21 protein-coding genes, 1 pseudogene and 1 riboswitch are annotated in these 20,889 nt (G+C 51.3%); of the genes and pseudogenes, 2 read left to right on the forward strand and 20 right to left on the reverse strand.

Going from position 1 to position 20,889, the window contains the following annotated elements; genetic code table 11:
• Positions 1-16 precede the first annotated feature (16 nt).
• The 5 genes from H8S44_RS16445 to H8S44_RS11280 form a co-directional block, all read right to left on the reverse strand.
• A complete protein-coding gene (locus tag H8S44_RS16445; RefSeq protein ID WP_243167579.1) occupies positions 17-421 on the reverse strand; it encodes an SIR2 family NAD-dependent protein deacylase in 405 nt (134 codons plus the stop codon).
• A gap of 207 nt (positions 422-628) precedes the next feature.
• Complete coding sequence (locus tag H8S44_RS16450) at positions 629-973, reverse strand: SIR2 family NAD-dependent protein deacylase (protein WP_243167581.1); 345 nt, start codon at positions 971-973, stop codon at positions 629-631.
• Between the two features lie 21 nt (positions 974-994).
• A complete protein-coding gene (locus tag H8S44_RS11270; RefSeq protein ID WP_186872415.1) occupies positions 995-1,768 on the reverse strand; it encodes a protein-ADP-ribose hydrolase in 774 nt (257 codons plus the stop codon).
• A gap of 5 nt (positions 1,769-1,773) precedes the next feature.
• Entirely contained in the window at positions 1,774-1,941 is a 168-nt protein-coding gene (locus H8S44_RS16710) for a 4Fe-4S binding protein (RefSeq protein ID WP_330593474.1), read from the reverse strand.
• The gene (locus H8S44_RS11280) at positions 1,935-2,156 is read right to left on the reverse strand and encodes a hypothetical protein (protein ID WP_243167582.1); all 222 of its coding nucleotides are present in this window, start codon (positions 2,154-2,156) and stop codon (positions 1,935-1,937) included. Before H8S44_RS11280 ends, H8S44_RS16710 begins: the two co-directional genes overlap by 7 nt.
• A 33-nt stretch (positions 2,157-2,189) precedes the next feature.
• On the opposite strand from H8S44_RS11280, the pseudogene H8S44_RS16890 reads away from it, so the two are divergent.
• A pseudogene (locus tag H8S44_RS16890) lies at positions 2,190-2,510 on the forward strand (winged helix-turn-helix transcriptional regulator).
• Positions 2,511-2,599: 89 nt separating this feature from the next.
• Here the strand turns inward: H8S44_RS16890 and H8S44_RS11290 are convergent.
• The 8 genes from H8S44_RS11290 to H8S44_RS11330 form a co-directional block, all read right to left on the reverse strand.
• Positions 2,600-3,238 (reverse strand): TIGR01906 family membrane protein, encoded by a 639-nt coding sequence (locus H8S44_RS11290; RefSeq protein WP_186872414.1) that lies wholly within the window; start codon positions 3,236-3,238, stop codon positions 2,600-2,602.
• Between the two features lie 147 nt (positions 3,239-3,385).
• A complete protein-coding gene (locus tag H8S44_RS11295; RefSeq protein ID WP_186872413.1) occupies positions 3,386-3,943 on the reverse strand; it encodes a DUF4340 domain-containing protein in 558 nt (185 codons plus the stop codon).
• A complete protein-coding gene (locus H8S44_RS11300; protein ID WP_186872412.1) occupies positions 3,944-6,022 on the reverse strand; it encodes a Gldg family protein in 2,079 nt (692 codons plus the stop codon). It lies immediately after the preceding gene.
• Position 6,023: 1 nt separating this feature from the next.
• On the reverse strand, positions 6,024-6,920 hold the full coding sequence (locus tag H8S44_RS11305) for an ABC transporter ATP-binding protein (protein WP_186872411.1): 897 nt from the start codon (positions 6,918-6,920) through the stop codon (positions 6,024-6,026).
• Positions 6,921-7,141: 221 nt separating this feature from the next.
• Positions 7,142-7,894: a 4-hydroxy-tetrahydrodipicolinate reductase gene (gene dapB, locus H8S44_RS11310; protein WP_186872410.1), complete on the reverse strand. Its 753-nt coding sequence runs from the start codon at positions 7,892-7,894 to the stop codon at positions 7,142-7,144.
• A gap of 3 nt (positions 7,895-7,897) precedes the next feature.
• Positions 7,898-8,788: a 4-hydroxy-tetrahydrodipicolinate synthase gene (dapA, locus tag H8S44_RS11315; protein ID WP_186872409.1), complete on the reverse strand. Its 891-nt coding sequence runs from the start codon at positions 8,786-8,788 to the stop codon at positions 7,898-7,900.
• Positions 8,789-8,906: 118 nt separating this feature from the next.
• Positions 8,907-9,082, reverse strand: a riboswitch (Lysine riboswitch).
• Between the two features lie 71 nt (positions 9,083-9,153).
• Positions 9,154-9,639, reverse strand: coding sequence for a cob(I)yrinic acid a,c-diamide adenosyltransferase (locus tag H8S44_RS11325; RefSeq protein ID WP_186872407.1), 486 nt, complete (start codon positions 9,637-9,639; stop codon positions 9,154-9,156).
• 112 nt (positions 9,640-9,751) lie between these two features.
• A complete protein-coding gene (locus H8S44_RS11330; protein ID WP_186872406.1) occupies positions 9,752-10,381 on the reverse strand; it encodes a single-stranded DNA-binding protein in 630 nt (209 codons plus the stop codon).
• Positions 10,382-10,637: 256 nt separating this feature from the next.
• Here H8S44_RS11330 and typA point away from each other — a divergent pair, with 256 nt between their 5' ends.
• Positions 10,638-12,464: a translational GTPase TypA gene (gene typA / locus H8S44_RS11335; RefSeq protein ID WP_186872405.1), complete on the forward strand. Its 1,827-nt coding sequence runs from the start codon at positions 10,638-10,640 to the stop codon at positions 12,462-12,464.
• A gap of 97 nt (positions 12,465-12,561) precedes the next feature.
• On the opposite strand, the gene H8S44_RS11340 is transcribed toward typA, so the two are convergent.
• The 7 genes from H8S44_RS11340 to H8S44_RS11370 all read right to left on the reverse strand — a co-directional run bounded on the left by H8S44_RS11340 (position 12,562) and on the right by H8S44_RS11370 (position 20,881).
• Entirely contained in the window at positions 12,562-13,128 is a 567-nt protein-coding gene (locus tag H8S44_RS11340) for a carbonic anhydrase (protein ID WP_186872404.1), read from the reverse strand.
• A 33-nt stretch (positions 13,129-13,161) separates the two neighbouring features.
• A complete protein-coding gene (locus H8S44_RS11345; RefSeq protein ID WP_186872403.1) occupies positions 13,162-13,953 on the reverse strand; it encodes an HpcH/HpaI aldolase family protein in 792 nt (263 codons plus the stop codon).
• Between the two features lie 311 nt (positions 13,954-14,264).
• A complete protein-coding gene (locus H8S44_RS11350; protein ID WP_186872402.1) occupies positions 14,265-16,376 on the reverse strand; it encodes a glutamine synthetase III family protein in 2,112 nt (703 codons plus the stop codon).
• Positions 16,377-16,673: 297 nt separating this feature from the next.
• Complete coding sequence (locus H8S44_RS11355; RefSeq protein WP_186872401.1) at positions 16,674-17,903, reverse strand: aminopeptidase; 1,230 nt, start codon at positions 17,901-17,903, stop codon at positions 16,674-16,676.
• A complete protein-coding gene (locus H8S44_RS11360) occupies positions 17,900-18,892 on the reverse strand; it encodes an alpha/beta fold hydrolase (protein ID WP_186872400.1) in 993 nt (330 codons plus the stop codon). Before H8S44_RS11360 ends, H8S44_RS11355 begins: the two co-directional genes overlap by 4 nt.
• Positions 18,889-20,262 carry an MFS transporter gene (locus H8S44_RS11365; RefSeq protein WP_186872399.1) on the reverse strand — a complete coding sequence of 458 codons (1,374 nt, stop codon included), beginning with the start codon at positions 20,260-20,262 and terminating at the stop codon, positions 18,889-18,891. The genes H8S44_RS11360 and H8S44_RS11365 overlap by 4 nt, the downstream gene beginning before the upstream one ends.
• A gap of 19 nt (positions 20,263-20,281) precedes the next feature.
• Positions 20,282-20,881 carry a YitT family protein gene (locus tag H8S44_RS11370; protein ID WP_186872398.1) on the reverse strand — a complete coding sequence of 200 codons (600 nt, stop codon included), beginning with the start codon at positions 20,879-20,881 and terminating at the stop codon, positions 20,282-20,284.
• Positions 20,882-20,889 lie beyond the last annotated feature (8 nt).

Below are 20,889 nucleotides of genomic sequence, written 5' to 3' on the forward strand. Positions count from 1 at the left end.
TCTTTCCATGTCCTGTTCATTTTTTTGTATTCATGATATCTTTGATACTCTGCTTCATATCCGCATTAATTCCCACTGCCCGCACGTCCAGGCTCTCCGGCACCACGGCTTCGTTCAGATTCAGCCGGACGAGCGACGCCTGGCTGTGCTCCCGCAGCAGCTTTTCGAAAGGATAGCGAATAATCGTCGGGGTATTAAAGCCGACCCCCAGCTCCAGGAGACAGATCTTTTTGCCTGATTCCAGCGCCTCGCTCATAAAATCACCGAAGCGGCGCTCGGCCTCGCACCAGGCGGCGTCCCGGACAAAGTATTGATCACAGCGGAGGTTCATGGCCATGGGGCCGCCGCAGACCGGACATTTGGGAACCATATAGGACGGAATGCGGCAGTCCCGGCGGGCCTGATCCATCTGGCGGAACATGATGCTGGCCTCATAGATCCGGTCATGACACCCCTTAGCGCACTGGATATGGAAATAATCACCCTGGGTGCAGAAAATCTGCTCCTTGGGAAGACCTGCTTTTTCAAACTATCCGTCCGCGTTGGTTGAAAGACAGAACAGTTTTTTACCCGCAAGACCCGAAAGCAACGTGCGATGCAGGGGCGTCACATCAAGATCCAGGCCTCCTTAGACAGCCTGCTTTGACCAATAACCCCAGAAGGCTTCCTCGTCCGGATAGGGATAGAAGCCCGCGCTGTACATGTCCTGCATATAAGGATTCTGTTCCCCGTATTTCTCCCGGAATTCCCGGAAATGCTCCACGAACCAGGAGCCGTTGTAGACGACTCCTGCTGCCACGCTCATACCTGCGCCTGCGCCCAGGAGCACATACTCTGCCTCGGCCAGCAGCTCTTTCACTTTCTGAATCTGCGCCTCGTAGGGCATATTCTGAAAAACATAGTCCCGGGCAGGGACTCCGGAGAGAAAGGATTCAAAGGTTATTTTTTTATTTGGAAATTTTATACAGTTCATATTCTATTCCTTCCGCCGGATTCACCCCAGCAGTTCCTGATAAATCTCTTTATCCAGATCCTTGAACACATTAAAAATGACTTGCATACTGCTTCCGGTTTCCTGCTTATACCGCTTCACAGTCTCCACCGCAATCTCCGCCGCTCTCCTGTTCGGGAACAGAAAGACACCCGTGGAAATACAGCAAAAAGCGATACTGGAAAGTCCCTGCTTCTCCGCTACCGCCAGGCAGGAACGGTAACAGGACGCCAGAAGCTCTTCGTGGCGCTCTGTCAATGTCCCCCGCACAATCGGCCCTACCGTGTGAATCACATAATCGCAGGGCAGGTTGAAGCCGGGCGTGATTTTCGCCTGACCGGTAGGCTCCTCATAGCCCTGTGCATCCATCATGTTCTGGCAGTAATTGCGCAGTTCCATTCCGGCATAAGTATGAATGCAATTGTCAATACAGGCATGGCAGGGCTGATAGCAGCCGGTCATTCCGCTATTGGCTGCATTGACGATAGCGCCCACCTGCAGGCGGGTGATATCGCCCTGCCAGAGATAGAGGCCATCCTGACATTCCTCTAACATATCCAGAGTCACAACGCCCTTTTTTTCCTTTTCTTCCTGCAGATAGGCGTCTTGTATCTGCCTAAATTCCTCGCTGATGGGCGCGGCCCGGCGGACATTCATCAGGGAACGAAGCAGCCGCTTCTGACTGGAGATCTCCGCTGGGATTTCCATATCTGCATATTCCTTTTTTTCCTTTAAAAGCTCCCAAAGGAGATAGTGTCTTCGTTCCGTCTGATTCATCCTGTTTACCGCCTTTCCACCGCATTTACCGGGCAGTTCTCCAGACAACTGCCGCAGTGCAGGCAATGCTCCTGCCGGATACGATAGGGCGCGCCCTCCGCGTCCACAGTGGCAAAGGCCAACACGCCCACCAGTTCCATTTTTTTCAGGCAAGTCTGTAAATCCATCAGCATGGTAATTCCTCCCCCGTTATATCATTTTTCTTCTTCCAGCACTGGGGATCGGCTCCGTAGAAGTCTCCGCAGGTGCCGTTCGCCACAGCCGGGCAGCCTCTACACCAGGCTTTCAGCTCACATTTACCGCATTTTTGAAAACGGTCGTAATCCCGGTACCGCTCCATCTGGCAGATCCACACGTCTGCCAGCCGATCCTCCCAGATGTTGGCCACCCGGCTGTACGTCTATGATAAGGAGTGGATACAATGCTGACGAAAGAAGAATTACCCGAATGTCCGGTGGCAACCACCGTCGCTTTGATTGGAAGTAAATGGAAATTACTGATTATTCGAAATCTGCTGTAGCGCCCCTGGCGCTTCAATGAACTGAAGAAAAACCTGGAAGGCATCAGCCAGAAGGTTCTGACCGACAGTCTCCGCTCCATGGAAGAGGACGGGCTGATCACCCGCACCGTGTACCCGGAGGTTCCGCCCCGGGTGGAATACGCGCTCAGTGAACTGGGACAGTCTCTGAAGCCGATTCTGGATTCTATGCTGGAGTGGGGGAATATGTATAAGGCCATGTGATGAGATGATCTGCTTTCACAAAACGGCTGTCCCGCAGGTGATTCTGTCGGGCAGCCGTTTGCGTTCTATATTACATTCTGTTTTAAATCTTACTTCGCACTCTTTTTCCCTATCCATCGATAAGTCAGACCACAGATAATGCTTCCCAGAATCACCAGTACCAGAATCATAAATGCGCAGTGCAGAAAATACGCATCTGGCAGGATATTGATAACCGGGTCGGTGGCAGGGTCGAAGAGCCAGTAGTCATTGTTGAAGGCAAGCTCATGAAACGTGCCAAAAGCCCAGTCCCAGTTCAGGGCGACCGTTGCTCCAATAACGGCTGGCAGGGACACGGTCAGAATAGCAGTCAGCTTCAGATATCCATAGCTTTGCTTTCGGCGCTGCCGGAGAATCCCGGCGGCACCTGCCAGCGTACCGAAGATAGCCATGTATTTAAAAAGATTAAAAATATTCTTTACTTCTTTAAAATGAATACGCCCGCTTTCTGACATGGGAAACGTTGGAAATTCCAGCGGAGCATTTCCGAAGCTCAGGCTGTAGTTGATGACTGCGTCATAATTCGCTTTAATCTCCGAAATGGTATAGCCGGTAGTTTCCGGAATATGGAGTGCGTGGATATCCAGATAATACAGCGGCTTGCAAGCCAGGGTCAGGACCACAGCCAGAGAAATGAGCGTCAAAGTCAGGATAAGGGAGAGCAGGATGCTCAATGTTTTTATTTTCATGGTATTTCTCCTTTACAGACGTCTTTTTCAGTATAAAGGAATCTATTCCACATTTCCAGTGGTTTTGTAGTGAATACGGGCGAAACTCACCCGGCACCGGCGATTTTCTGTTCTTTGATTTCTTACCTCCTCACCCCATCCGTTCACTTAATCAGCAGACTCCTCCTCAGCCACCGCCTCAAAATCACTTAAGCTGCACGTAAAAACCGTCGCCAAGTAACTGTCGCAGGTATAAATATGATCGCTTTCGGAAGTCATCACATAGACATTTCCGTCGGAGGCAGTGTCTCCGATGGACACGGTAATCTCTGTAGCGTCGTCACGGGTAATCCGAATGGTGATGGCCGGATCGGAGAGGCCGTAAGGGCTCAGATCTTCGGAGACATCACCCAGGTCGCGAATAGCAGTCAGGGGATTCAGACGTCCCCAGAGGGTGGACAGAGCATCCTGGTTCAGCTCCATTTCCGGCTTGTCCTGAGATGTCCAGATTTCGCCGTCATAGGACAGATACATCGTGCCGTAAGAATTGATGATGGCGGCTTCGCTGATTTCAGCGGGAGCTACGGTGAGAACGGACAGTTCTTCTGTGGCTTCCTCCTCTTCCCCCTCCCAGTCGGCGCGGCTCACCAGAAAGTAGACGAGTCCCAGCAGGGCCAGGGCGGCCACCGCCGCCAGAACCCGTTTCTGTCTTTTTTTCTTGGTCATTCAACGTTTCCTCCTTCCGAACCAGATGACACCGCCTGTGGCCAGCAGAAGCAGCGGTATCAGTATGATGGTCAAAAGTCCCCAGAAGATGGCGCTTCCAGCGTTCACAGTCAGATACTCGGTGCTCATGCTCTTGGGTTCAATGGATACCGTGCTTTCATGATCCACCAGCTGGCTCATCACATTCATGAACAGGGTACTGTTTCCACCGGATACCATGCTGTCTACCTGTTCATCCAGCAATGTTTCCGAAGAAAATACCACCAGTTTTGCTTCTGTCCCTTCCTCTGTGATTTTCGTCACCACGGCCCCCAAGTCAAAGGGACCCGCAATATCATTTTCCTCCTGGCTCAGATTCTCCGATTGCAGATCCGTCTTAGAGTAAGACTGATCCGAGGTAGTCAGCAGGCTTTCATAGGTCAGGTTATCGCTGTGTTCCGCAGACTCTGTCATGCCCTGAGCAAAAGCCATCAGCACATACCGGGAGCTTACGTCTGAGGTATACCCGGAAGACTGGATATCCGGCAGCAGATAATAGGGATAATTAGGGATATGGTGCTGGCTGTCACTCTCCAGTACCAGGCCTCCCGCCAGTGTGATGCCATAGTCAGACAACAGACTGTCCAGATTGGGAGTGTCTTTCTCCGTATACCCCAGCATCAGCACTACCTGACCGCCCTGTTCCATATAAGCCTCCAGCTTATTCTTCTCATCCTCAGAAATGTCCGAAATCGCGCCGTAGATAATAACAGCCTTTGCATCCTCCGGTACAGCCTCTTCTGTCAGAAGGCTCAAGGACTTCAGTTCGATATTTTCCTTCTCAATGGAAGATGTCACTGTAGTGCTCAGATCTGTCTCGTCATGTCCGGTCAGAGTGTAAACCACCGGCATATCCTCCGCGGTCACATAGGCGATGGCGCTGGTGATCTGTCCCTCGCCGTCAAAGGAGCTTAAGGTACTGCTGTAGGTGGAATAATCCATGCTGTACTGGTAGATATCATAGTAATCCACCGCCTTGGAACGGTTCTGGCCCACCACCAGCACGCTGTTCTCCGACAGATTCTCACTGGTATACTGGGACACGAAGTTCGGATAAAGTACCGGATCCTTCGTCTCCACTTTAATATGGGAGGACAGGCCCTCATAACGCTCCAAAAGCTCCTGAAGGGTGGCGTCCTCGCTGCCCTGCTGGGCGATCAGATACAGGGTAATATCCTCATCCAGTCCCTTCAGAATTTCTTCCGTCTGCTCCCCTGTGGTGAACAGCTTCTGGGAACTCACGTCATACTTCAGATACCGGGAGGGCAGCTGTCCGGCAATCAGGTTCACCAGAACCACAGCCACGCAGCCGAAGGCTACCATGCTGACCCGGTAGGTTCCGTGCTTTTTCTGAAGCAGCTGCACGGTCAGGAACAGGGCCAGGGCGATGACCGTCACATAATAAATCACACCGGTCAGGTCAAACATGCCCTGTACAAAGTTGATAAAGGGCTGATAGATGCAAAGGGCATTGAATACGGAGGCAAGAATCCCGGACGCTCCGATGACATTGGCGATACCCGAAGCCATATTCAGAAAAAACAGAACGCCAAAGGTCAGCACCGCCGCGATGACCTGGCTTTCTGTCACTGCCGACAGGAACAGGCCGATGGCAAGGCAGGCCGCTCCGAACAGGGTATAGCCCAGAATCGCCGTATAGGCCATGGGTAATGATACACTGCCAAACTGCAGCAGAATCAACGGATACAGACAGATCACCGCCATGGGAATCAGGAAAATGGTGACCATGGCCAGATATTTTCCCAGAACGATTTTCCACAGGGATACGGGTGCTGTCATCAGAAGCTGGTCTGTCTTCTGCCGTTTTTCCTCTGCCATGCTCCGCATGGTCAGCACTGGCACGATAATCAGCAGCACAAAATAAACGGAGGACAGAACGGCTCCAAAGACCGGATATCCTCCCACCAGGCAGTTTGCCACATAGTACAGACTGGTCACGGCCAGAAGCACGGCCATAAAGATGTAACCGGTCATGGAGGTCAGGTATGCCCGCAGTTCTTTTTTATAAATTGCACACATGTTACTGTTCCTCCTTTCCGTCAGATTTTAGTTCTTCCACAGAGACTGCGTTCTCTTCCACGTCTTCTGAATTCCCATTATTTTCCTCGTCAGTCAACTCCAGGAATACCTCCTCCAGGGAGGCCGTGGTGGTCTTTACTTCCAGGCCTTTGACCTGCTTTAAGAGTTCCATGGCCTCCTCACAGGCCGCGCGGCTGCCGCGAACGGTCAGCTCCAGAGCGTCAGACTCCTTCATATACCTGCTCAGATTTTCCGGTGTGTCGCTGGCCACCAGCTTTCCATGGGAAATGATCAGCACATGGTCGCAGACGCTGGTGATCTCCGACAGAATATGGGAGCTCAGAATCACCGTGTGTTTTTTCCCGAGGCTCCGGATCAGCTCCCGGATCTCGATGATCTGCTTGGGATCCAGGCCCACCATGGGCTCGTCCAGAATCAGGACCTCCGGATCTCCCAGAAGTGCCTGGGCCAGGCCCACTCTCTGCTTATATCCCTTGGACAGATGACGAATCAGGCGATTCTCCATGTCTTTGATGCGGGTTTCTCCCATGACGCGCTCTACTTCACTGCCGCGCTCCTGCTTCGGTATCCGCTTCAGCTCTGCCGCAAAACGCAGATACTCCAGGACAGTCATATCCGGGTAGAGGGGCGGGATCTCCGGCAGGTAGCCGATGCTTTTCCGTGCCTCCATGGGGTCCTCGGCCACGTCATGCCCGTTGATACGGATCTGCCCCTCTGTGGGAGCCAGGTAGCCGGTCATCATATTCATGGTTGTAGACTTTCCGGCGCCGTTGGGGCCCAGGAATCCGTATATCTGACCTTTTTCTACGTGAAAATTCAGGTGATCTACGGCTATGTTTCCGCTGTAGCGCTTCACCAGCTCTTTGACTTCAATCAAAATGTTGTCCTCCTTCACTGCTTTCGTCCGGCCGGGTTTCCTATAGAGCAAAAAGAGGATTATCCCCAACAGACTTATCTGTATAAGGATATTCCTCTTTTGTGTTTTTTCTGAATGAATTGTGTGATTTTTGAGTGAAAGTTTTGTGAACACGGACGTTCAGTCAGGCAGATTCTTATGCAAGCATAGTATCTGCCTGCACAGAAGCTTGCCTGAACTGGTTATATCACGTCGCTCATGTCATATCTGCCTGCCGGCTTGCCCGCCAGGAATTTGGCTGCCTGGATGGCGCCTTTGCCGAAGACAGCGCGGGAGTAAGCGCGGTGCTCGAAGGTGATAACTTCGTCGGTTCCGGCGAAGATCACGTCGTGATCGCCTACGATAGTGCCGCCGCGGACAGCGGAGATGCCGATTTCACGGCTGTCGCGCTTCTTGCGTTCCTGGCTTCTGTCGTATACATAGTGGTAAGCTCCGTCAGAAGCCTCGTTGATGGAGTCTGCCAGGGCCAGGGCAGTGCCGCTGGGAGCGTCCAGCTTCTGATTATGATGCTTTTCTACGATCTCGATATCAAAACCTGCTGCAGCCAGAGTGGGGGCTGCTTCCTTCAGAAGCTTCATCAGCAGATTAATCCCCAGAGACATGTTCGCGGACTTCAGGACCGCAGTTTCTTTAGCCGCCTCTTCCACCTTGGCAAGCTGCTCCTCGGAAAGTCCTGTGGTACACAGAACAACCGGCGTCTTGGTCCGTACACAGTAATCCAGCAGGCCATCTGCCGCCTTTGCATTGGAGAAGTCGATGACCACATCCGCCTGAACGTTACACTCGTCGATACTGGGGAATACCGGATAATCATTTGCGATGCCGGTGTACCCGTCTACCCCCGCTGCTACCTCCGCCTGCGGGTCTTCCTTTAAAAGTCCCGTCAGCATCTGTCCCATACGGCCATTGCAGCCGTGAAGTATAATCTTTACCATTTGTTATTTTACCTCGATTCCAAAGTCAATCATTGCTTTCCTGAGCTGCTCCTGATGATCCGGCTCCATCTCGGTCAGCGGCATGCGGAGCGGGCCTGCCTGCCATCCCAGCTGATTCAGGGCTGCCTTTACCGGGATCGGATTGACCTCGCAGAACAGGCTGTCGATAAGGGGAATGGCCTTCAGCTGAATTTCACGACTTCCCGCCACGTCGCCTTCCAGATACTTCATGACCATATCATGGGTCTGTCTCGGAGCCACATTGGACAGAACGGAGATGACACCGTAGCCACCCAGGGACAGGATCGGAACCACCTGGTCGTCATTACCGGAGTAAAGCTCGATACATCCGTCTGCCAGCTGCATCAGCTTCGCTACCTGAGAAATATTTCCGCTGGCTTCCTTGATGCCCACGATGTTCTTCACATTCTTTGCCAGTGCCACGGCTGTCTCGGGCTGAATATTGCAGCCGGTACGGGACGGTACATTATACATGATGATGGGCAGGCTCACAGACTCGGCCACTGCGGTATAGTGGGCAATCAGGCCCTTCTGGGTCGCCTTATTATAATACGGAGTCACCACCAGCAGAGCGTCAGCGCCGTACTTTTCTGCCTCCTGAGACAGATAAATGGCGGTCTCAGTGCAGTTGGATCCGGTGCCTGCGATGACCGGCACACGCTTATTCACATGTTCTATCGCAAAACGGATGGCCTCCAGATGCTCCTCGTGGCTCAGTGTGGATGACTCGCCTGTGGTTCCGCAGATGACGATGGCGTCTGTGCCATTCTCGATCTGATAGTCCAGAAGCTCTGCCAGTTTCGGATAGTTGATCTCCCCATTGTCAAAAAACGGTGTTACGATTGCTACTGCTGCTCCCTTAAAAATAGCCATAATCTCTTCCTCCTTAAACTCTCTGCTCCGGCTAAGCTGTTTCAGCGAAACATTTCAGCTAAAAATGAGGCGTACCTGTGAAGGCCGCCCCAAAAGAATCTGATTTCTTATACTGTATTCTCCGGATAGCGCCCCACCGGGTAACCGGTGACAGTCATATCGTTCTTCACGGTATGCCCAAGAAACCACTCACAGGAAACAATCTCTTTCGGCGTCAGCCCCTTTCCCTTTCCTTCTTCTATGCCTGTCATATCCGAAAAGGTACTGATGGAAAACGCAACCTCTATCTTTTTGCCTATATAAATATGTAACAATATGAACTACGATCAGATTAGCACAGTGTCAAGCTCTTGTCAATCTGAATTCTACTTTAATGTGTTGATACGGAATACATCGTCTGCATACGGATACAGCTCATCAAACATCTGAATCCCCGTCAATACCAGCTCTGTATCTCCATCTCCGGCCTCAATCAACGCCTTCAGCTCATCCAGGGTAATAATTCCCTTATCCACCAGCCCCAGCACCTCATCCAGAATCAGAATATCACAGCCGTCTGTGGTCAGAACCTTTCTGGCGAAATTCAGGCCGTTCCGGATATTCATGGCCTCTTCCTGCTGCTCCTCCGGCGAAAGAGACTGATACTCCGCCTCCGCCTTTTCAAAGCAGAAAACCTTGATCTCCGGCTCCAACCGCTTAATAAAATCGATCTTTTCTCCCACTTTTCCCTTCAGGAACTGTATGATAATCACGGATTTGCCTGCACTGGCTCCGAAAATTCCCTGTCCCAGAGCTGCGGACGTCTTTCCTTTTCCACCGCCGCAGAATATGGTCACATGCGCCTTCTCCATTTACATTTCCTCCTCGTATGCCGGGCCTTACCTAATCGTGTTTATCATACAACATATCGGTACAAATTGCAAGCCGCCCGCCTTCAGTCTATATTTTCCCGTATTTTTCTATTTACTGGTACTCATATTCCAGCTTGCTCACTGATACCTCGTAGGCGATACGCCGCTCGGATTCGGTCTCGCTTAACTTTTTCACATACTCCCGGCTTTGGATACGGCCCCAGATCTGGGCGTGGCCGCCCACCTCAAAGCTTGAGGCGAACCGGGCGTTTCTTCCCCAGCAGATGCAGGGAATATAGTCAGATTTCCCATAAGGCCGGTTGACCGCAATCAACAGATCCGCAATTTCTCTTCCCAGGGGCGTTTTCCGGTACACGGGCGCTTTGCAGATATACCCGTCCAGAAAAATCTGGTTGGTCTTGGCATTCTCCACTTCCTCCTCCAGGAATTCCACCTCCCTGGCGAAGACAGAAAGCACCAGCCGGTTCTTCTTTTCCTCATGCCTGTTATAGGAACGGAACTGACCGCCCACCCGGATGAATGCCCCCACATAATCCCGGGACACATCGATGAGCCGCTCCGACATCATTACCGGAATCAGATCGGCGGAATCGGACAGACGGCGGACCAGAACGTCCACCATATAGAACCCTTCCCCGAATACCTCATGGCTGAATGTGAAACCGGACACGATTTTCCCGATTACGGATACCTGATTGTTCTCAATGACCTTATCTGACATAGTTTGTGTTCTCCCTTCTTCTGCGTCCTGCGGCCCATGGGCGCAGGACGGCTCCTGTATTATCCATACATATATATGTCAGCTTTTTCCAGTTTAGAACTCCCCTCATCAAATCCCCGGGAAAATTTCTATAGAAAATTCTCATACAATCATTTTTTTGTTGTAATTGGCAGGAAATGTGGTAAACTATATAAGTTGGTGACATTTTAGATTCAAAACATCCTTTTATAAGGAAAGCACATTGAGGATTTGATTTATGAAAAGAGAAGATATCAGAAATATTGCAATCATTGCCCATGTAGACCATGGTAAGACTACTCTGGTGGACGAGCTGCTGAAGCAGAGCGGCGTATTCCGTGCCAATCAGGAAGTAGCAGAGCGTGTCATGGACTCCGGCGATATCGAGCGTGAGCGAGGCATCACCATCCTGTCCAAGAACACCGCCGTTACCTACAACGGCGTAAAGATCAACATCATCGACACCCCTGGCCACGCGGACTTCGGCGGCGAGGTAGAGCGTGTCCTGAAGATGGTAAACGGCGTCGTTCTGGTGGTAGACGCTTTCGAGGGCTCCATGCCCCAGACCAAGTTCGTGCTGAGAAAGGCCCTGGATCTGAACCTGCCGGTTATCGTCTGCGTCAATAAAATCGACCGTCCCGAGGCCCGTCCCACCGAGGTGGTGGACGAGGTGCTGGAGCTGTTCATGGATCTGGACGCTTCCGACGAGCAGCTGGACTGCCCGTTCCTCTTCGCTTCCGCCAAGGCAGGCTATGCCATGCGGAATCTGGACGACGAGCCAAAGGATATGACCCCGCTGTTTGAGACCATTCTGGACTACATTCCCGCTCCCGAAGGAGATCCGGAAGCCGGAACCCAGGTTCTTATCAGCACCATCGACTACAACGAGTACGTGGGCCGTATCGGTATCGGCAAGGTGGACAACGGAACTATCCGCGTGAACCAGGATATGGTCATGGTAAACCACCACGATCCGGACAAGTTCAAGAAAGTAAAGATCAGCAAGCTCTACGAGTTTGACGGTCTGAATAAGGTGGACGTAACCGAGGCCACTGTGGGATCCATCGTAGCCATCTCCGGTATCGCGGACATCCATATCGGTGATACCCTGTGCTCCCCGGAGAACCCGGTAGCCATCCCCTTCCAGAAGATTTCCGAGCCTACCATTTCCATGGATTTCCTGGTAAATGACAGCCCTCTGGCAGGTAAGGAAGGTAAGTACATCACCTCCCGTCATCTGCGTGACCGTCTGTTCCGTGAGCTGAACACCGACGTGAGTCTCCGTGTGGAGGAGACCGACTCCACCGAGCGTTTCAAGGTATCCGGACGCGGCGAGCTGCATCTGTCCGTCCTGATCGAGAACATGCGCCGGGAAGGCTATGAGTTCGCAGTCAGCAAGGCAGAGGTGCTCTACCACACCGATGAGAAGGGCAAGAAGCTGGAGCCCATGGAGCGCGCTTACATCGACGTGGACGATGAGTACGCAGGCAACGTCATCCAGAAGCTGGGCGAACGCAAGGGCGAGCTCATCAATATGCATAGCAACGGCACCGGTTCCACCCGTCTGGAGTTCCTGATTCCGGCCAGAGGTCTCATCGGATACCGGGGCGAGTTCATGACCGACACCAAGGGTACCGGCGTGCTGAACACCATTTTTGAAAATTACGGTCCCTACAAGGGAGATATCCAGTACCGGAAGCAGGGTTCCCTCATCGCCTTCGAGGCAGGCGAGGCCATCACCTATGGTCTGTTCAATGCCCAGGAGCGCGGTACTCTGTTCATCGGACCGGGCGAGAAGGTATACGCCGGTATGGTCATCGGCCAGAATGGTAAGGCCGAGGATATCGAGCTGAATGTCTGCAAGACCAAGAAGCTGACCAACACCCGTTCCTCCAGCGCCGACGAGGCCCTGAAGCTGACACCGCCCAGAGTCCTGAGCCTGGAGCAGTGCCTGGAGTTCATCGACACCGACGAGCTTCTGGAGATCACCCCGAAGACCCTGAGAATCCGTAAGAAGATTCTGGATCCGACTCTGAGAAAGAGAGCAGGATTTAAGAAAGCTTAAGTCCTGAAACCTGTTTCAGACGTGAAAAGAGCTATGAATGGCTGCCTCACAGGCAGCCGTCCATAGCTCTTATTTTGTCGTTTCTTTTATTCTGCGATCAGAGGAACTCCACCCGGCCGTCCTCAATGTGGTAGACTGCGCCCACCACCGCCATGCCCTTCTCCTCCATCTTATGGATATCCAGACTGTGCTCGATGATGTCTATGCTGCGCTTCACATTCAGACAGCAGGCCCTGAAATCATCCTGCTCGTCGCCAATGGCCTGCTTGATCTCATCGGTGATATACTTGATATAGCCCTCCGGGTCGTGATGAATCGCGGCGTTCACAGCGCCGCAGAAGGTATGGCCCATTACCACGATCAGCGGGCTTCCCAGATGGCCGGCTGCATACTCAATGCTGCCCAGCTGATGGTCGTCAATGACATTTCCGGCCACCCGGATCACGAAGAGATCGCCGATGCCCGCTGAGAAAATGCTTTCGGGAATCACGCGGGAGTCCGAGCAGGTTACAATGATGGCGTAGGGATGCTGGCCATGCTCTTTGGTATACAGCCGCAGCGCCCTGGAGATATTGCCCTTTCCCGTCTCGGAATCCAGGTATTTTTTATTGCCGTCCTTCAGTTTCTTCAGCGCCTTGTCGGCTGTCATGATAAATGCCCGCATCCTGTTCCTCCTTACATTCCTGTTCTCGCCGGTTTATTCGTTGGCCATCTTTCTCACGTCGCCGCACACGCCGGTCCACACCTTCATCTGGTTCCGGAACTCGTCGCCCACGCAGAAATGCTTCACGCCCAGGCTCTTATAGTACTCCGCCTTCTCCAGGGTATCGATCTCGCAGCGGACAGCCACCTTGTGATCCAGGGCGATCTGAATCATCTTCTCCTCGGCCTTTCTCAGTTCCTCCGCCTGATCCTTTTTGTTCCAGCCTTTGCTCATGGCGAAGTCGGAGGGGCCGAACTGCAGCATATCCACGCCCGGAATGGAGCAGATCTCTTCCAGATTCTCCAGGGCTTCCTTCTTCTCTACCATGAAAAGCTTTACGGTATCGTTGGCCATCTTCGCGTAGTCCAGCTGGGTATTGTGGGGCTGATAGCCGATCCAGCGGTTATTGGGATAACCCATTCTTCCACCGTAGTCCGGGGAATCCGGTGTGATGGCGTTCAGGGACTCCTCCACCTCCTTCGCGGTCTTATGGTCTGTGAACAGGATTCCCTGAAAACCGGACGCCATGGCCCGCTGTGCCACATAGAAACGGTTCTGGAAATCTACCTTGATAATGGATCCGATGTCATGAAGCTCGCAGGCTCTCACCAGATTCTCCATCTCCAGCATGGTAAAGGGGGAATACTCTGCCACGAACTCAATATAGTCAAAATTGCCGGTGGAAGCACACGCCTCTGTCAGGGTCGGCCAGGTACTGCACATTCTGGTAGCCACTGTGGTTCCGCCTGCATTCAGAATTCCTCTGATTTTATTTTCTTTCATCATCTTCTGTCTCCTCCTATGTTCCGTCTCCGGATGAATTCTTTACCTTTCTATCATAAACGGATTTTGTATTTTTTTCAATATAAAAAGAATGTGCCGTTGGCACATTCTCGCGCCGAGGCGCGGTTGTCTTGACAACCATCTACCACTGCGCCGAGTGCGCATCCCCCCGGAGGGTTTTTTGCTCTATAGGAAGTATGACTTTCGTGCTTTAATGTGACACGCCATTTCCTATAGAGCAAAAAAGCGGCTGTGGGGAAACGGAATTCCTCACAGCCGCTCTTTCTCGGTCTTACTTATGTATCTTTTTCTGTTTATACCTCAAACATCAGGTCACCATAGGACGGCATCGGCCACATCTCTTTGTCAACAATCATTTCCAGATTGTCAACCGGAGCACGAAGTTCGGCCATAGCCGGTACGATTTCCTCGTGGAAATAATGTGCCAACTCAGCCCCCTCCGGAACTTCTGCGGACTTCTTGTCCAGGTCAATCAGCTTCTGCAGGGCTACCTTGGTATCAGACAGCAGTCCGCTGGTCTCAGCCAGGAGCTCGCTCTGAACGCTGGCCTCCGCTCCTGCCGCGGTCACTGCGTTCACAGTGTCAGCCAGGGACTTGGTATACTTGATCACAGCCGGGATGATCTGCTTGCTTGCAATATCGATCATAGCCTTTGCCTCAATATTAATCGCCTTTGCGTAGGTCTCATACTGGATCTCCGCACGGGACTCCAGCTCAGCCTTGGTAAATACATGAAACTTCTCGAACAGACCGATGGCCTTATCTGTGGTCAGGGCCGGGATGGCGTCTACCATGGACTTGATGTTCGGAAGTCCCCGGCGCTCTGCCTCCTCTACCCAGGCGTCGGAGTAACCGTTTCCATTGAAAATGATTCTCTGATGCTCAGTCAGATATTTCTTAATCAGGTCGTGTACGGCCATCTCGAAGTCGTCTGCCTTCTCCAGTACGTCAGAAGCTTCCGCAAATGCCTCTGCCACGATGGTATTCAGCACGATGTTCGGAGCCGCGATGGAATCCTTGGAACCAACCATACGGAACTCGAACTTATTGCCGGTGAAAGCAAAGGGAGAAGTCCGGTTACGATCTGTGGCGTCCTTGGTCAGATCCGGCAGGGTCTTGACGCCGGTCATCAGCTTTCCGCCCTCTAGACTGTGAGTAGCCTCGCCGGTGCTGATGAGCTGCTCTACCACGTCCTCCAGCTGCTCACCCAGGAATATGGAAATAATAGCGGGCGGCGCTTCGTTGGCTCCCAGACGGTGGTCGTTTCCAACGTCCGCTGCGGACTCACGAAGCAGGTCTGCGTGGGTATCTACGGCTTTCAGGATGCAGGCCAGTACCAGCAGGAACTGAATGTTCTCATGGGGCGTGGTGCCCGGATCCAGCAGATTGATGCCGTCGTCTGTGGTGATGGACCAGTTATTGTGCTTACCGGAACCATTCACGCCTGCAAAGGGCTTCTCATGAAGCAGGCACTGCAGACCATGACGGCAGGCTACCATTTTCAGGGTCTTCATAACGATCTGGTTGTGGTCTACGGCCACGTTGCACTCAGCGTAAATGGGAGCCAGCTCATGCTGTGCCGGTGCTACCTCATTGTGCTGGGTCTTGGCTGTGACGCCCAGCTTCCACAGCTCCTCGTTGACCTCCTTCATGAAGGCTGCGATACGCTGACGGATGTTTCCGAAGTAATGGTCATCCAGCTCCTGTCCCTTGGGAGGCATGGCTCCGAACAGGGTTCTGCCGGTGTAAATCAGGTCTTTTCTCTGTAAATATTTTGCCTTGTCTACCAGGAAGTACTCCTGCTCCGGTCCTACGGACGGAGTCACCTTTTTGGAAGTGGTATTTCCAAAGAGACGCAGCAGTCTCAGTGCCTCTGTATTGATGGCTTCCATGGAACGAAGAAGCGGCGTCTTCTGGTCAAGCGCCTCTCCTGTGTAGGAGCAGAACGCCGTCGGAATACAGAGGGTCGCGCCTGCCGCATCCTGTCTTACAAAGGCGGGAGAGGTGCAGTCCCATGCGGTATAGCCTCTTGCCTCGAAGGTGGCTCGGAGGCCTCCGGACGGGAAAGAAGACGCGTCCGGCTCGCCCTTGATCAGCTCTTTTCCGGAGAAGCTCATCAGCACCTTGCCATTCTTATCCGGTGCGCTGATAAAGGAATCATGCTTCTCAGCGGTCACGCCGGTCAGCGGCTGGAACCAGTGGGTGTAATGGGTAGCACCCTTCTCAATGGCCCACTCCTTCATCTCATGGGCAATCACATCTGCTGTGGCAAGATCAAGCTCCTTGCCCTCCTCGATGGTCTTTTTCAGCTCCTTGTACACCTTCTTCGGCAGACGCTCCTGCATGACAGCATCATTGAATACGTTGGAACCAAAGATTTCCGCTACATTCGTAAATTCACTCATAATAGACTCCACCTTTCTGCTTGTAATAGAATCCTGTTCCCAGGATTCTCCGCCTGCGACGGGTCGCCCTGGCGACATCCTACCTTTTCGTCGCAGTGCGATCACGATCAAAAGAGGGCGCTCCGGCTTAAACCGGAACACCCTCGTTCACATCGCTTTCAAATATGCTAATACCTTACACCGCTTTTTTTCAAAAATCAAGTGCAAAATCATAAAACTTTCATTTTTTTGCAATGTTACGGGTTTTTTTCGATTTATTTTATTATTTTCTGTAAAATTGCATAATAGAAATCAGGTTTAATAAAATTTCCCATTTCTAAACAATTTTACAACCGTTCCATTCTCACAATACCCATCTGCACACAGATCGTCCGTTCCAAACATAAAATCCAGATGTACATCCGACAGATTCACACCGCTTTTTTCCACCTGTATCAGATCCTTGGAATCAATTCCCTCTATATTTCCCGGGAAGCCACAACCAAGAGCCATATGGCAGGCGGCGTTCTCATCCAACAGGGTATTTCCAAATACCATCCCGCTTTTTGCTATGGGTATATCTTTCTCCACAAAAGCAATTTCTCCCAGATAATGGCATCCTTCATCCTTACTCAATACCGTTTCCAGTATTTCTTTCCCGGTCTCTGCCTGTATCTCTACTAAACGGCCATTTTGAAATTTCAACGTAAAATTTTCCACCCTGCTGCCATGGATATACAGAGGCCGGGAGGCAGACACCTTGCCATTTGTTCGTGTCTTATGAGTCGTTGTGCAGATTTCATAGGAGGGCAGATTACACTGATAAAAGGTTCCATCGTAGCTTTCCCGCTCCAGGCCGCCCTCCCAGATACAGCGCGGATTTAATCCAACGGTAATATCCGTACCCGTATGGTTCCAGAAATGAATGCTCTCCAGGGCCAGACTATTCAGCCACTTTGTCCGCCGATACAGGCTATCATAACAGGACAGCCACGTCTCCACCGGATCTTCCCGGTCAAGATAACAGAATTCTACGGTTTTCTCCCACAGCTTCTCCAGCGCCTGCTCTCTGGAACATTCCGGATATACCTGCATCGCCCAGTCACTGTTCGGGCAGCAGGCGTAGCACCACTGAATCCGTCTGCCTCTAATCGCTTTGCGAACCACATTCCGCAAATCATTTTTCCACTCTGAATATTCCTGTTGCTGTTCGGCTTTCAAGATCCGGGCCACCGACGGCACCGGGGAAACAAAAGCCAAAGAGACACTGTCTCCCTCTAACGCCTTCTCAAGCTTTTCCCGGTAATCTTTCATTTTTGCTTCAAACGCAATCTGATCCCGCAAAAGAAGTGCCGCATCCTCTGTATCATCCACGTAGAACAGGGAAACACTCCGTGCTCCCCGTTCTGCCGCCTCCTTTTGAATTGACTCCGCAAGTTCTTTTGCCTCTGCCGGAATCTCCAGCACCAGCTTCTGTCCCTTCTGAAAAGCCACGCCGAATTTTAATAGCAGCTTTGCATAACGATCCATATATTTCTTGTCTATCATGCTTCCAGTCCCTCATCCCGAAGGAAATCAAAGATTGCCTGAAGATACTCCTCCTTCTGTTCCACCCGCGGATGATGCGCGCTATTTTCCAGCAGCACGATTTTTCCATGGGGCGCATGCTTTGCAAAATACATGCGATCTCTTTCCGTACATACAGGATCGTATTTTCCATTCAGGAGAAGTGCAGGAGCCTGATTTTTCTCTATCTCCGGTCTATGATCCAGAAACATATCACCCGCCTCCACCAGCTTTTCAATATGACGCAGCTCTTTGGCGTCCACCCAGTCCTCATCCACTTCCAGTTCTTTGTGGCATTTTTCAAACAGGTCAAAATACTGATGCGGCTCGATGGAATGCATATACATCGTAACTTTTTTATCTTTTACATACCGTTGCGCTTTTAAAATATCCCAGACAGACTCTCCTTCCCGTCCGGTATAATCTTTTGTGATAATCGCCTCCGCAGCAGCCAGCCCTTCCTTTTCATCCGGATGAAAACGATAGTACGCGTCGATATAATGCTGCGCGATTCCTTTTGCGTTTTGAATAAAATTCCAGCCTGGATTCTCATACAGGGATGCCAGTACACTTTCCGGATGTAAGTATGTATAGTAGCAGACCAGCATGCCGCCATAGGAATGTCCCAACAGAATCCATGCCTGAATTCCAAGAAGTTTCCGCATCTGCTCCATCTGCTCGACATGCTCCCGCATACCGAAGATTTCATCGTCCGCAATGTCTCCGGAGCGAAATACGCCATACTGGTCGAAGGACACCACAAAGTACTTCTCCGAAAGCAGTACTGCCATCTCCTGCTGCTCTACACAGCTGGTTCCCGGACCGCCATGTAGAAAAAGAATCGCCGGTTTTCCATAGCGGCCATATGTCTCCACATAAAGTTCGCGGCCCTCCACCGAAAGAAGTCCACTGCAGGGCTGTCCATCCGACCGCTTTATAATCTCCGGAGTTAATCCATCTATTTTTTTCATTCTGCCATCTCCATTTCCCGCTTTGCAATTTCCGCCTTCATTTTCGGTATCTGCTTCTCATATCCCGCAATCACACACATCACCGCAATGGTCAGTAGGAAAATAAGTAACGGCAGAGTCACATTTTCCGTAAAGAATACATTCAATACAGACTGTGCCTGTGTCTCCGTGTTTGGAACATATCCGAAGAAGTCCAACAAAGCCGCCGCTCCGATTCCGCCCACTGCCTGTCCCAGCTTCTGAGCAAAGGTCAGAATACTCATCAGAATTGCCTGATTGGAAACGCCTGTTTTCCATTCGCCATACACAATTGCATCCAGCATACACTGGCGGACCATGCTTGCAAACAGCGCCACGCCCACGCCCTCCATGCACCAGCCGAAATACAGACAGCCAATCACAGAATCATGGGAAATCAGACGCGCCAGCTGTCCCAGTACTACTACGCCGCAGGCCAGCATTGTGGTTTTTGCGTTTCCAAATTTCTTTACCAGAACCACCATCATAAAAATCGGTGCAAAACCTGTTACCGTGCTGAGCACAGAATACGCTGACATCAAGTCTGTATTTTTCAGATTATAGGTCAGATAATACACCAGGGAGCTACCCATCAACGTGCTATATACACAGTACATCAGATAGCACAGGGCTACCAGAAGCGCTACCTTATTGCTGAATAACGCCTTCAAAATCTCACCGACCGATACTTTGGGCGCCTGTTCTTCTTTGATATCCGGCTCGTGCTCATATCCGGCGGTTCCGGCCCAGCATACCAGAAAACAAACTGCAAAAATAATACCATATACAATCGCTACCACTGAGAAACCGAACTGAAGATTTCCGCTTCCAACAGCCTTCGCAAAAGGAAGTGTCACAGCCGGAACCGCCAGATTCGCGATGATGCTGGCAAAAGACTGGTACTGGCCAAGCTTTGCTCTCTCCACCTGATTGGTGGAAAGACGCGCCATCATGGTGAAAAGCGGAACGGATACCGCCGTCTGCGCCATTCCCTGCAGAATATAGGTAACCGCAACCCAAATCAGCTTTACAGAACCGCTTAAAGACGGAACAAAATAGCTCAAGGCCAGGCATATGCCCGCCGGAACCGCGAATAGTTTCAGGAAATAGCGGCATTTTCCGCCCGCATGCTGTTTTTTATCTACAATTACGCCCATCATCGGATCATTGAAGGCATCCCAGACTCTTGCAATCAAAATAATAACCGTGGCCACTCTGGCTGATATTCCAATCACATCAGTATAAAAGAACAGCAGAAATACCGCGTTCATCAGTAACAGCAGCATATTACCCAGATGTCCGATTCCATAGCACACTTTCACTCGCATCGGAAGTTTTTCATTTTCATTCATATTCATTTCTCCTCATTTTTTATTCCTGTTTCCGGCACCGTTCAATGATACGATCGCTGACCCATACCACGATTCCAAGCGCCGCAGCCGAATATACTGCGGTCATCCACTCGCCGGATGAGAGCACCGACAGCAATACAATGATGCCATCCGCCACTCCCATAATCTTTGGAATGCTGATTCTCTTTATATACCGTTCCAGAATTGTCGCCAGAAGACCGGTTCCTCCCGTACTTCCTTTTACGGAAAAAATAATACCGGTTCCCGTTCCCAGAAGAATTCCTCCAAGCGCGCAGGCCACCCAGGGATTATTGACCGTATCCCATCCCGACAAAAAGGCAGTTGCCTTAAAAGCAAGGGAACAAGCCAGAATTCCCCACAGGGTTTTCAGGCATTCTTCTTTTGACAAAATCTTGTAGGCCGCAATATAAAGAGGAATGTTAAATACCAGATTGGATATCCACAGGTCGATATGTAAGATGTGATTGATAATCACAAACAACCCCGACAATCCGCCCGGAGCCATCCCATAGCGGTCAAAAAAGCCGTTGAACGCCACTCCTATCATCAGACACCCCAGGCTAATCACAAGGAAATCCCCTATCCATTTCTTCTTCATGTAAAAAC

Source organism: Anaerosacchariphilus hominis (assembly GCF_014290175.1).
GTDB lineage: Bacteria > Bacillota > Clostridia > Lachnospirales > Lachnospiraceae > Laedolimicola > Laedolimicola hominis.

Bases quoted from the DNA above. Each gene is read 5' to 3' on its own strand.
- H8S44_RS11295 (WP_186872413.1), bottom strand. From the start codon at position 3,943: ATGACCAAGAAAAAAAGACAGAAACGGGTTCTGGCGGCGGTGGCCGCC.
- dapB (WP_186872410.1), bottom strand. From the start codon at position 7,894: ATGGTAAAGATTATACTTCACGGCTGCAATGGCCGTATGGGACAGATG.
- H8S44_RS11370 (WP_186872398.1), bottom strand. From the start codon at position 20,881: ATGAAGAAGAAATGGATAGGGGATTTCCTTGTGATTAGCCTGGGGTGT.
- H8S44_RS16450 (WP_243167581.1), bottom strand. From the start codon at position 973: ATGAACTGTATAAAATTTCCAAATAAAAAAATAACCTTTGAATCCTTT.
- H8S44_RS11325 (WP_186872407.1), bottom strand. From the start codon at position 9,639: ATGGAGAAGGCGCATGTGACCATATTCTGCGGCGGTGGAAAAGGAAAG.
- H8S44_RS11300 (WP_186872412.1), bottom strand. From the start codon at position 6,022: ATGTGTGCAATTTATAAAAAAGAACTGCGGGCATACCTGACCTCCATG.
- H8S44_RS11270 (WP_186872415.1), bottom strand. From the start codon at position 1,768: ATGAATCAGACGGAACGAAGACACTATCTCCTTTGGGAGCTTTTAAAG.
- dapA (WP_186872409.1), bottom strand. From the start codon at position 8,788: ATGGCTATTTTTAAGGGAGCAGCAGTAGCAATCGTAACACCGTTTTTT.
- H8S44_RS16445 (WP_243167579.1), bottom strand. From the start codon at position 421: ATGTTCCGCCAGATGGATCAGGCCCGCCGGGACTGCCGCATTCCGTCC.
- H8S44_RS11345 (WP_186872403.1), bottom strand. From the start codon at position 13,953: ATGATGAAAGAAAATAAAATCAGAGGAATTCTGAATGCAGGCGGAACC.
- H8S44_RS11350 (WP_186872402.1), bottom strand. From the start codon at position 16,376: ATGAGTGAATTTACGAATGTAGCGGAAATCTTTGGTTCCAACGTATTC.
- H8S44_RS11290 (WP_186872414.1), bottom strand. From the start codon at position 3,238: ATGAAAATAAAAACATTGAGCATCCTGCTCTCCCTTATCCTGACTTTG.
- H8S44_RS11355 (WP_186872401.1), bottom strand. From the start codon at position 17,903: ATGATAGACAAGAAATATATGGATCGTTATGCAAAGCTGCTATTAAAA.
- typA (WP_186872405.1), top strand. From the start codon at position 10,638: ATGAAAAGAGAAGATATCAGAAATATTGCAATCATTGCCCATGTAGAC.
- H8S44_RS11340 (WP_186872404.1), bottom strand. From the start codon at position 13,128: ATGCGGGCATTTATCATGACAGCCGACAAGGCGCTGAAGAAACTGAAG.
- H8S44_RS11330 (WP_186872406.1), bottom strand. From the start codon at position 10,381: ATGTCAGATAAGGTCATTGAGAACAATCAGGTATCCGTAATCGGGAAA.
- H8S44_RS11365 (WP_186872399.1), bottom strand. From the start codon at position 20,262: ATGAATGAAAATGAAAAACTTCCGATGCGAGTGAAAGTGTGCTATGGA.
- H8S44_RS16710 (WP_330593474.1), bottom strand. From the start codon at position 1,941: ATGCTGATGGATTTACAGACTTGCCTGAAAAAAATGGAACTGGTGGGC.
- H8S44_RS11360 (WP_186872400.1), bottom strand. From the start codon at position 18,892: ATGAAAAAAATAGATGGATTAACTCCGGAGATTATAAAGCGGTCGGAT.